Raw genomic sequence first — 12,583 nt, 5'->3', positions numbered from 1 at the left:
CTAAACTTCAACATTTAAAGTACGTACCAAAAAAGCCCATTTATCGGCGGCTTCCTCGATAATTTTAGCTGTGGGTTTACCTGCTCCATGTCCTGCCTTAGTCTCAATTCTGATTAATACTGGCGCATTACCAAGGTGATTTGCTTGTAAAGCTGCGGCAAATTTGAAACTATGAGCAGGGACAACGCGATCGTCATGGTCGGCTGTAGTAATCAAGGTTGCGGGGTAAGCTGTATCTGGTTTGAGATTGTGCAATGGTGAATAAGCATAGAGTGCAGGAAATTCTTCTGGATTATCCGGCGAACCATATTCGGAAGTCCAAGCCCAGCCAATAGTAAATTTGTGGAACCGCAGCATATCCATCACGCCAACTGCTGGTAAAGCTGCACCAAACAAATCAGGACGCTGTGTCATACAAGCACCGACTAACAAGCCGCCGTTACTTCCACCTGCGATCGCCAACTTATCAGTTTTAGTATACTTATTAGCAATTAACCACTCAGCTGCACTAATAAAATCATCGAAAACATTCTGTTTTTTCTCCTTCATTCCTGCTTGATGCCATTCTTCACCATACTCACCACCACCACGTAAATTCGGCATTGCATACACACCACCCATTTCCATCCACACCAACACACTCACAGAAAAACCAGGTGTCATTGAGGCATTAAAACCACCATAAGCATAAAGATATGTCGGATTATTTCCGTCTAATCTAATGCCTTTTTTGTGAGTGATAAACATCGGTACTCTAGTACCATCTTTGCTCTGATAAAAGACTTGTTTTGTCTCGTAATCATCAGGATTAAAATCTACCTTTGGCTCACGAAAAACCTCACTTTTTCCCGTTACCATATCGTAGCGATAGATAGTCCCTGGTGTGGTAAAGCTGGTAAAACTATAAAAAGTTTCAGTATCATCACGCTTACCACCAAAGCCACCTGCTGAACCGAGTCCAGGTAATTCTACCTCGCGGATCAATTCACCCTTGAGGTCAAAAATTTTGATTTGGGTATGAGCATCTTTCAAAAAATCAACAACAAATTGGTTATTGAGTATTCCAATACTTTCTAGAGTTTCTGCTGACTGAGGAATAATTTCTTGCCAGTTCTCTGGAGTAGGTTTTTTTGTATCAATAGCAATTAATCTGCCTCGTGGTGCATTTAAATCTGTACGAAAATAAAAGACACTACCATCATTATCAATTAAGCTATAATCAGCTTCAAATTCATTAATTAGTTCTACAACTTCAGCATCCGGATTAGTCAAATCTTTGTAAAAAACTAAGTTTTTGGAATCAGTTCCTAGCCAAACTGAAATTATCAAATAGTGTCCATCTTCAGTAACATCGCCACTAAAACCCCATTCTTTTTGATCAGGACGATGGTAAATTAGTATATCTTCTGATTGAGATTGACCTAGTTGATGATAGTAGAGTTTTTGATAATAATTAACATCTTCTAATTGAGTTTTTTCATTTGGTTCATCGTAGCGACTATAGAAAAAACCTTGCCTATCGTGTGTCCAAGATACACCAGAAAATTTAATCCACTCCAAGTGGTCTTCTAAGTCTTTTCCAGTTTCGATATCCCGGACTTTCCACTCTTGCCAATCAGAACCAGATGTGGAGATACCGTATGCTAAAAGTTTACCATCTTCACTAATAGACAACCCTGAAAGCGCAACAGTACCATCTTCTGAGAGTTTATTAGGGTCGAGTAAAACTCTAGGTTCAGCATCAAGAGATTTTAGAGTGTAGAGGACACTTTGATTTTGTAGTCCATCATTTTTGAAATAAAAGTATTGCTCACTTTCTTTAAAGGGGATACTGTATTTTTCATAATCCCAAAGTTTAGTCAAGCGTTGTTTAATTTTTTCTCTAGCAGAAATTTCACTCAAGTAGCCAAAAGTGATTTGATTTTGTGACTCAATCCAAGTCTTTGTTTTTTGGGAGTCAGGATCTTCCAACCAACGGTAAGTATCTGTAACTAAAGTACCGTGGTAGTGATCGACTTGATTGCTCTTATGACTGGGTGGGTAGGCGAGGGATTTTTCAGACGACATAATATCAGGTTAAAAGTACTATTTTACATATTACAAAGATAGACCCAAGATTTGGAGTATATACTAAGCTAATGTGTACCAAAGTTGCAGATTGTTTGGTTAAGACTATCATTACTCCTTTGTTACAAAGTTCTGTTCGCCGGGAGTTGATGCTGCTGACTTCGCACTTTGTTATTTGCGAATGGCTAGTAAAGTAATTGTGCTGAATGGAGACGAATTAATTATGACTTTAACTCTACACTTACCCCCTAATCTTCAATTTACAGATGAAGAATTTGAACAGATTATTGCTGTCAATCAAGATTTGCGTTTAGAATTAACGGCTCAACGATAACTAGTAATTATGCCACCCACAGGAGGAGAAACTGGTAATCGTAATTTTGATTTATTAGGACAACTGTGGTTTTGGAACAGCAAAAATAATTTAGGTAAAGCCTTTGATTCTTCCACTGGTTTTAAACTTCCTAATGGTGCAACTAGTTCCGCCGATGCTTCTTGGATAAAGATAGAAAGATGGAATGCTCTCACGCTACAACAAACAAAGAAATTTATCCCTTTGTGTCCAGATTTTGCCGTGGAATTAATTTCTGAAACTGATGATTTGGAAGATGCTCAAGCTAAGATGCACGAATACTTAGCAAATGGCTTACAACTCTGTTGGTTAATTAATCCTAAAGATAAACAAGTAGAAAATTATCGTCCTCATCAAGCACCAGAAGTTTTACAGTTCCCCACAAGTTTATCTGGTGAAGATGTTCTTCCAGATTTTATTTTAAATCTCCAACCAATTTTGGGATAAATCACAGGGCTAACAAAAATTATAATCGTTCTAAAATAAAAAGCCCCGTCAGAAGCCGGGGCGAATACGTGCTATTTTCACCTATAGAACAATAGTACTACTAAATTGAATTAAAAGCAAAACTTAATACCTTGATACTTCCTGGCAAACTAAACCTTTATGCGGATTTCTATATACCTGTATTAATGCTTGATTGAATGCTGCTAGTAAACATACCGAATCGTAGCCAAAGCTTAGTTCGTTTAGCTAACAAGTTTCTCTCCTTTGACCATCCGCCCCGCAGCTTCCAATAGCGCTTCTTCGAGATAAGGCTTGGTAAAGTAGCCACTTGCACCGAGTTGAACTGCCATTTGTCTGTGCTTGTCTGCACCTCGTGAGGTGAGCATTGCGATCGGTAGGTGGTTGAGGTTAGAGTCTTTCTGGATGCGAGAGAGTAACTCCAGACCATCGCAACGGGGCATTTCGATGTCGCAAAAAACGATATCGCAAGGCAAACCGGAGCGGAGTTTATCCCAAGCTTCCTGACCGTCACGCGCCTGTTCTACACGATAACCTGCCTTGCTGAATGTTAGAGAGAGCAATTCTCGGACTGTAATTGAGTCATCGACAATTAGCACTGTTGGGTCAATCTTAGTAGCGGGAGTGTCTGTAGGAGTAGTTTTTTGTTGCCAAGAACTGCTACCAACTTGTGTAGAAATTCGTCCTTGGAAGATGTCAATAATTTCTAGCACGTCAGCGATGGGCATAATCCGACCATCACCGAGAACTGTAGCACCTGCTACACCTATAGGTTTAGGTGCCGGGCCTTCAAATTGCTTAATTACAATTTCTTGTTCGCTTAACACCAAGTCAATCTGTAAGGCAATTAGAGTATTTGCCGATCGCACCACAACCACAGAAACCATATCATCATCTCGGTTACCGCCATACACATTACCGCGAGTAATTTGACGATTAAAGGTTAAAAGTTCCTTCAAAGGTCGGAATGGCAGCAGAGTATCGCGCCAAGATATAAATGATTGCCCATTGGCGTTATGTTGAATATTTTTGACTGAGATATCGAGGGTATCTTCTACGCCGTCCATTGGGAAGGCAATTCTGGCTCTATCGGAGACACAACACAGAGCTTTACAAATACTCAAAGTCAGTGGCAAACGAATGGTGAAAGTGGTTCCTTTGCCAATTGCAGAATCAGTGTTTACTGTGCCCCGAATTTCGCTAATTGCCGATCGCACTACATCCATACCTACGCCGCGACCAGAAATTTCGTCTGCTTGGTCTTTGATGCTAAAACCAGAGTGGAATAGTAAGTCGTAGACTTCTAGGCGAGAGATAGTTTTTGCCTGGGCTTCCGTAATCATACCAATTTTGACTGCCTTAGCCTTAACGCCTGCCGGATCGATACCTGCGCCGTCATCGCCCACAGAAATTACAGTCTGGTTACCTTGGTGAAAGGCACGGATAGTAATAATTCCCACAGGTGGCTTACCAGCAGCTTGCCTTTGTTCTGGCGTTTCAATACCGTGAGCGATCGCATTATTGAGCATGTGTGTTAGCGGATCGGTAAGATGATCCAAAATCATCTTGTCAATTAAAGTATCGCCACCTTCAATTACCAACTCTACTTGTTTGCCACACTTAATGGCATTGTCACGTACACCCCGCCGCCAGCGATCAATAGTTTGGGCAAAAGGGACCATTCGCGCTCTTGTTAGTCCCTCTTGCAGCTGGGTGGTTACTTGACGAAATTGCCGTGCTACTCGTTCAGTTTCTTCGGTGACAAAATCAATGTCACTAGCCGACTCACGTACCCGTACAATGCGCTCAATCATTTGCTGGGACAATGTATGGAAAGGAGTAAAGCGATCCATTTCTAGCTCGCTAAAACCTCTGTCAGAATTAGAGTCTTGGGAATCGAAGCCAGAGTCTTTGGCTTTGCGTCCAGCCAACAGAGAAGCTTCTAAGAGCGATCGCTCGTACAACTCTTGCATCCTTGCTCCCACATCCGAGAGTTGTTGTACCTGAATCAGCAAGTTATCTAGTGATTGTCGCAGCCGTTCGTGATCCTGCTCTAAGGTGTTGCGATTTACCACCAACTCGCCAACTAAATTACTCATATCGTCCAGTTGCTTCACTGGAACCTTCATTGTTTCTTCAAATCTCGCAGCACGACGACTAGAGGGACGTGGAGTTTTATTCGTATTCGATTTTGTCAGTGCCGAGTGTGATATTGTTTGATCCGCTTCTGCCAGCAACTTTTCCAAGTCGCTAAATTCATCTATGCGTGGTGAGAAAGCAGCATTTTTGGCTGAGATTGATTGAGTTGATGGCTGGGCACTAGATACAGCAGCTTGATTGTTATCCGTACCTAGCAATTCTTCTAGAGCAGCAAAATCTACTTCTGGTATCTCCTTAGCTTTAGCAGGTGGTACTTCCTCTTTTAGTAATGCTTCTAAGTTTGCAAAGTCATCTTCTAGAGTAACTACTTCAATAATTTCTGTGACTGTCGATTCTTCAGTTACGCCAACAGCATTTTCTAACGTTGGTAGTGGTGCAGTTACTAAATTTTTGTCTAAGTTTTTATCTATTTCTACAGTTACTTGAATAATCGTTTGTGCAAATTCATTTACAGTTGATAATTCTTCGACTATGCTATTTACTTCTACTTCTAATAAAGGAGTTTCTCTCAGCAATAAATTATTTTTTAAACTTAGCTCTGTACTTTCCAAAGCTGCATTATCTGCAAACTCTAAAGCCGCTTCTAAACTATAATTTTCAGTATTTAAAACTTCTAGATTTCTTTGCAATGAAGTGGAAGTTTCTGGAGTCGATAGTTCATCCAGTACATCATCTGTAATCTCCATCTGAATATAGGTGGAGTCATGAATAGCTACATCCTCAAACAACAGTTGTGTATTCTCATCAAAATAACCGAACAAATCACCTGACTGTGTTTGGGCTAATTCTAAAGCTTCTGGAGTCGATAGTTCGTCCACCACATCATTTGTAATCTCCATCTGAATGTAGGTGGAGTCATGAATGGTTACATCCTCAAACAGCAGTTGTATATTCTCATCAAAAGAGCCGAACAAATCACCTGACTGTGCTTGGGCTAATTCTAAAGTTTCTGGAGTCGATAGTTCGTCCACCACATCATCTGTAATCTCCATCTGAATGTAGGTGGAGTCATGAATGGCTACATCCTCAAACAGTAATTGTAAATTTTTATCAAAAGAACTAAAGGAATTAAGTTCGACATCAGAAGATGTTTGAGAATAATCAACAGTAGATATCTCTGAGGGTTGATTAGTAAATTCTGGAATAAAATCTACAGTTTCTGGCTGTTGGGATAAATTATGAATTTCCTCTTTTACAGGATGTTGCCCGAACAATGGAACTGAATCTTCTAATGTAGCTGATGACCCTTCAAGACTGGTTAAAGCTTCGCTCTGGCTAATTTCAGGATAAATTGTCAAATTTTTTGGTGCTAAATCCTCAAATAAATCATCTCCATAATCAGATGATAATATATCTAATTGCTCATCTTCTGGAAAATTTAAATTAAAATTGTCTAGATCAAAACTGTTGTCATAAGAAGCTATAGACTCTTGACTTTCAGTAAAAATATCATTATCAATTCCAATGAATAAATCTTTTTCTAATGTATTTTGTAAATTATTTTCAACTATAGAATCGAATTCATTTTCTGGTTTTCCTGTAGTTTCTTGATTCCAGAAGTTACTAAAATCATCTTCTGGTTGAGAAAGTTCAGTTGTTGTTTCCAGAGATATATCAAATAAATCACTAAGTTTTGAATCACTTGTGGCTAGTAGTGAATTTTCTTCTATATCATCACCAAATAAGTTGTCTAAAGACAAGTCTTTTGGCTGAGTTAATTCTATATAATCACTAGAGGTAATTTCTTCTACCCAATTTCTATTTTCAGTTTCTAAAAATAAGTTATCAAGACTATTTTCTTGATTGCTAGATAATTTTATACTGGCTGACGCCTCATTTTCTGGTTCAGTTATTTCGCCTGTAATTAAAAGTTCATTGTCATCATCTAGTGTCAGTGCCAACAAATCTGCAAGCACATCGTTTTCGTTGTCATTCTTTTGGTCAATATCTAAAGAGGGCTGCTCTGTGTTAATAAAACTGTCAGAAATTTGATATATTTCGGCAGAAAAAGAGTCGAAATCTAGGTTATCTATAGTGATATCATTTAACTCTTTAGTCAGAGGAGATGTTTGTTGATTTTGCAGATCATAATTTTCTTTTTCTATAAAGTTCTCACCAAATAATAAAGATAAATCTTCTGTATTAGCTGTGATTGTGGTTTGCTGCTCGTTATCAGTATCTTCATCGAATGAAAGTAAATCTGATAAATCGCTATCGTTAGTTTCACTGCTGCTGAAATCAATTCCTAATTCATTAGTAACAGTAATATCTAAAGTTTCTTCTTGTTGCCAATTTTCATCTAAGTCAGGAGTTTCACCTTCAAATAAATCAGCCAAGGTATTTAACTCAGCTATTCCTACCTCTGGGCCATTGGGGTCAAGATTCTTACTGATTGGATGCACTTCCTCATGTGGAATAAGAGTGAAGTTAGTTACAGGTGTAGCGTTTAGTGATATTTGTTGTAACTCTAAAGATGGGTATTCATTGATATCGTCGTCTAGCTTAAATTCTTCAATTGGCTCAGATAAGTTAGTGATGGCTAAGTGTTCGGTTTCTTCAATTTTTTGAGAAATTGGCTTTGGTGGAGACTGTTCGTCAACTAAATTAAAGGGAATTTCTAACAACTCAATTTCTGCAAAGTTCAAAAGTGCTTCTAGTTGTTGACTGATTGCAATTTCTGCTTCCCTATCTTGCAAAACTAATTCTTGAGCTTGCTTGATTTCGGTGATGACGATTTTAGCTAAAGTTAGATAAGTGTTTTGAGGATTGGTGATCGCACTGGCTGCCGCTTCACACAAACCGCACCACTTGGATAAATTCCAAGTTAACCCAAGTTTGACCAACTGGTAACAGCATTCCTCGAGGTTTTGGCGAGTTGAAGATGTTGTTGTTTGCTTAAACAGTTGCAACATTTGCCGCAGTATTTGTAGTACTTGGGCTTGAAACTCGCTCCAATTTTGATTTTCTTTGGCGTTGGCTGACGATAACACCTCCTGAGGTACTACAGAAATATCTTTTTCTATAGATTCCTGATGGGCGTCTTCTGCCAAACTGGGAATATCTCGCCGTAGAAAAAGTTCTGTGAGTGTGGAGACATTCTCTATAGAACCAGTCACTTCTGTTGCACAGGGAGTGGTTACTCCACTGTTTCCTTGTTGTACAAGTTGTTCTAGATGCTCATTTAGCCACTGAAAGACAGGCTCGGTTTCTGACATCAGTGTATTAGCTGTCTCTTCAGAAAGACCAAATGGCGCACTCAAATGCTCTAACAGTGCTTTGAGGGTATCAGAGACACCTAAGAATAAAGACTCTAACTTTTGGTCAATCTGAACCGGATGTTCTTTAAGAACTTTGAAACAATCTTCCAGACGGTGCGATGTATGCTGGATACTTGTCAATCCAAGCATTGCCGCTCCTCCTTTGATAGAGTGAGCCGCCCGGAAGACTTCGCTAATCATTTCCGGGTCGTTGAGGGTACTCTCTAGATTCAGCAACCCCTGCTCTATAGTATTTAGGTGGTCTCTGGCTTCTTCGATAAAGTAACCTAAAATCCGCTGTTGTTGTTCCGGCAGCATAGTTTTTTAGTCAAGAGTCATTAGTCATTAATCATTAATCATTGGTCATTGGTCATTGGTCATTGGTCATTGGCAGATAACAAAGGACAAATGACTAATGACAATTTATCTAGTTTCAAGGGTTTCCACTCGGAAACGTTCCACAGAAGCGATCAAGTCACGAGATACACCTACTAGGTGTTGTAGGGCACCGGAAACTCGCTGTGCTTCTTGGGAAGTTTCTTGGGCTGTGAGTTCTACTGATTGCATTACGTGAGCAACGGCGCGGGAGGTTTCCGTTTGTTCCACAGTATCGGTAGTGATAGAACGCACTAGAATATCAATCCGATTTGCCACTTGAATGATGTTTTCGAGCGATCGCTTGGCTTCTTCTGCCAATTTTGTGCCTTTAATTACTTGTTGCGTACCTTCTTCCATCGCGGTCATTACGGAGCCTGTTTCGCTTTGGATTTGCATGACAATTTGTTCAATTTCCTTCAAAGATTTGGCAGATTTGTCTGCTAACTGGCGCACTTCATCAGCGACAATTGCAAAGCCGCGTCCAGCTTCTCCTGCCCTTGCCGCCTCAATACTGGCGTTGAGTGCCAGCAAGTTAGTTCTGGAAGCAATCTGAGAAATCAACGCCACAATTTTAGAAATTTCTTGGGAAGATTCCGCCAGCCGCTTCACTTTTCGAGTTGTTTCGGCAACGGTTTCGCGAATTTCTAAAATCCCCGCCACAGTATTTTCTACTGCTTCGCCACCTTTGAGAGCGATCGTACTCGCATCGCGGGCGACAGTTTCGGCTTCCCGCGCCGCCTCTGCTACCCGTTGAATCGAGTCGGTCATCACCTGTACAGAATTCAGCGTGACTGCCAACTCTTCTGCTTGGCGTAAAGCATCACTAGATAAGGCTCTAGCAAAAGTTTCCGAGTTAGTTGCACCTTTGGTTACTTCCTTAGCTGCCACTTTTACCTGTTGGACAATATCCCGCAGGTTTTGAATTGTCAGGTTAAAGGCGTCGGCTACGGCTCCTAGTACGTCGGCTGTGACTTCAGCTTGGACTGTTAAATCACCTCTGGCAGCTCCTTCCACATCATCCAACAAGCGAATTACCTGACGTTGGAGATTTTCCTTAGCTTCCTCTTGTTCATCGGCTTTGCGTTGGGCTTCATTTGTGGTCGTGAAAATTACTCGCGCCATTTCATTAAAGCCACTAGCTAAGTGCCCCAATTCATCTTCGGAATACACTGTGGCTTGAGCATTCAAGTTTCCTTGACGTACAGCCTCAAACTGAGTTTGCAAATCCTTGGTTGTGCGGCGAATTTGCTTGAGTGTGAGATTCCCCATCAACCCTGCGGTAGTAAAACCGGTCAGTCCGGCTGCTAGTGCCATTGCCCAACCTGTGTTTCGCACACTTTCCCTTTGTTGAGGTGGAGAAAATGTGGTGGCGACAAAGCTGACTGCGGCTACAACCAGTGCCGAGGCAATACCCACAGTCCCAGCAATTAGCCATTGCTTTCTTTGTATGGGGGCATTTTCTAATGGTGCTAACCAGCCTTGCTCAACGCTGACATTCGGTTCTAGCTTCGAGGCATCTGTTTGATGAGTAAAAACTGGAACTGGTTCGTGTGAACCAGTAATTGTAAATAGTTCCTCTTCGCGATCTGCTGCATTACTTATAAAAGCCTCCACAATTTGAGGGCGTCCAGTACCAGTAGTTTCTGCTACGGCAGAATGCATTGCCACATCAGCAAAATCAGCATCTCCTTCGATTAAGTCAAACCCTGGAATATTACCTAAATCATCAAATTCTTCAAAGTCATCTAAAAATTCTATATTGCTCTTAGAATTTTCTCGACTCAGTACATTGCTTAAGTCTTCATCAGAAGTGATGTTATCTGATCCAAAGGCAGACTCAAATGCTTCTATATCAAAACTTTCATCGTCATCAAAGTTATTTTGCTCTAATAACTCAACTGATTTAAACTGCTTTTTGTCCAAAATTAAATTTTTGTCAAAAGATATATCATCAGAAAAATTTGGTTGAAATTCTGAGTCTGCATCCAAATCTTTTTGTTCTAACCAATTCTTAGGTTTGGTTGGTGACAAATTCTCTTGAGTGTTATATCCTAAGTCTTTGGTTGGAGACTGATTGCTTAGTTCTTTTTCAACAATCAGTAAAGTTTCATCTTCAAAATTAAGCTGCTTATTCTCTAAACTTCCAGCACTATAATTTTCAGATTGTGACTCACTAAAAAAATCAGTAAAATTATTTTTAGTATTACCAGTTTGTGAATTAGAAGATAAAAAATTATGATTGTTAATAGCTGAATTTTCGTTAGTAGAATTTACTTCATTATCTGTAAAATGACTATTCACTAATGATTCTTCTAGGCTTTCTTCCGAGGTATCTTCTTGCCAGAAAGCAGGTAACTCTAATTCTGTTTTTTCCTCCCCACTGCTGCTATTCGACTCTGGGTCCTCTAATTCTTCATTTAAAGCAAAAGGATCTTCGCCAAAGATTGTAGCAGAATCTGATGTTTTTTCTGTACTAACATTGTCTTGTGTAGGTATATCAAAAGGATTATTTGAAGATAGTTTTTCACTTGAAGAATTATCTTCAAAAAAGTTCAAATCCAAGTTTGTGCTGTCAAATTCCTCATTAGCAGCCAATTCTTCTTTGCCATATGTCAGCGCATCAGATATATCTAGGGAATTTATTTGCTTTTGGCTTGTGGATGTATCAACCTGACCACCAAATGACTCTAGGTATTGATTTATATTTTCAATTCCATTATTAGCAAAACCAATAATTTCTGGGTCATTAGTCAAGTGTAATACCTGTTGATATTCTTGTTTTGCGACATCGTACTGCTGCAAAACGTAGTAGATGTGCCCCCTTAACAAATGGGAGTTCGGGTCATTTGGTAAAGTTTGCACCACTTGGTCAACTAAAGTGGCGGCAACATCGTAATTTCTCTGAACATAGGCGGTCATCGCCTGCTGATATGTTGGCTGGTAATCATCAATACTTGCTGCCATTTCCTCCTCCAATTTCATCCTGCCCACCGCGCACTCCGTAAAATTGCTATTTGATCAAGCAGTCTTAGACACTGATTAGTTTTAGCACCTAATACCCACTCTCCACGTAAAAAAGGAGCCATAGTATCTGGAACACTAGTCGGTGGAATGAGATTTTGGACATCTAGCCAGTCCATACCACCAATTTCCTCTACTGCTAAACCTACTATTGTGTCTTGTTCTTCAATGGCAATCACCGGAATTTCAGCTTTATTTGTGTTTAATGCACTTGGTTCGCCTAAAAATTGCCCCAAATCAGCTACCCAAATCACTCGACCTCGTAAATTTAGAGTACCCAAAAGTAAAGGAGAAGCATTAGGAATCGGGGTGATTCTATCAGGACTTAATTCAATTACTTCCCGGATGCCAGTTGCTTGTAGTGCAAACTCCTGATGCGAGGGAATGTAAAACCTCAAATGTAACTCACCTTCAGGACTTTCTACTTGTAATTCTGGTCGAAAATGATCTTGACCACTGCCACTTAAAAAGTCCGGTTTGCTGACCATATTGCTTTTATCCTTATCTTCGCAGCAGTTGTTTGACTGTACCTACCAACTCAGTTGGTTGAAAGGGTTTAGCTATGTAAGCGTCTGCACCCTGCCTCATACCCCAGTAGCGATCAAATTCTTCGCCTTTGGAAGAACACATAACTACAGGAACATTTTGGGTTTTTGGATCGGATTTTAACCGCCGACAAACTTCGTAGCCGTTCATCCGGGGCATAACAATATCCAATACCACTAAATCGGGGGGTGCTATTTGAATTGCCTCTAATGCTTCTAATCCGTCACTGGCATGGGTGACCGTTAATCCAGTTGCTTTCAGGAGGTCTGTAATCATCTCCCTTTGCGCGATACTGTCTTCTACAATCAGAACTGTACTCATAAGTGTCTATCTACCT

General features: G+C 40.2%; 5 protein-coding genes and 1 pseudogene. 1 reads left to right on the top strand and 5 read right to left on the bottom strand.

From position 1 onward, the window contains the following. Positions 1–2,067: a prolyl oligopeptidase family serine peptidase gene (locus tag FCR06_RS09650; RefSeq protein WP_138498977.1), complete on the bottom strand. Its 2,067-nt coding sequence runs from the start codon at positions 2,065–2,067 to the stop codon at positions 1–3. A 220-nt stretch (positions 2,068–2,287) separates the two neighbouring features. Between FCR06_RS09650 and FCR06_RS09645 the strand changes: the two are divergent. Then, positions 2,288–2,866 (top strand): annotated as a pseudogene (locus FCR06_RS09645) (Uma2 family endonuclease). 242 nt (positions 2,867–3,108) lie between these two features. On the opposite strand, the gene FCR06_RS09640 reads toward FCR06_RS09645, so the two are convergent. The 4 genes from FCR06_RS09640 to FCR06_RS09625 all read right to left on the bottom strand — a co-directional run bounded on the left by FCR06_RS09640 (position 3,109) and on the right by FCR06_RS09625 (position 12,567). After that, complete coding sequence (locus tag FCR06_RS09640) at positions 3,109–8,619, bottom strand: response regulator (RefSeq protein WP_138498975.1); 5,511 nt, start codon at positions 8,617–8,619, stop codon at positions 3,109–3,111. Between the two features lie 105 nt (positions 8,620–8,724). Continuing rightward, a complete protein-coding gene (locus FCR06_RS09635; RefSeq protein WP_138498973.1) occupies positions 8,725–11,643 on the bottom strand; it encodes a methyl-accepting chemotaxis protein in 2,919 nt (972 codons plus the stop codon). A 14-nt stretch (positions 11,644–11,657) separates the two neighbouring features. Then, the gene (locus FCR06_RS09630; RefSeq protein ID WP_138498971.1) at positions 11,658–12,188 is read right to left on the bottom strand and encodes a chemotaxis protein CheW; all 531 of its coding nucleotides are present in this window, start codon (positions 12,186–12,188) and stop codon (positions 11,658–11,660) included. 13 nt (positions 12,189–12,201) lie between these two features. Then, on the bottom strand, positions 12,202–12,567 hold the full coding sequence (locus FCR06_RS09625; RefSeq protein WP_138498969.1) for a response regulator transcription factor: 366 nt from the start codon (positions 12,565–12,567) through the stop codon (positions 12,202–12,204). Positions 12,568–12,583: the final 16 nt, after the last annotated feature.

It is taken from the genome of Nostoc sp. PA-18-2419 (genome assembly GCF_005869855.1).
In the GTDB taxonomy this organism is placed as follows: Bacteria; Cyanobacteriota; Cyanobacteriia; order Cyanobacteriales; family Nostocaceae; genus Nostoc.
The sequence above is the reverse complement of the archived record's forward strand: the minus strand, read 5'-3'. Positions and strand labels throughout refer to the sequence as shown.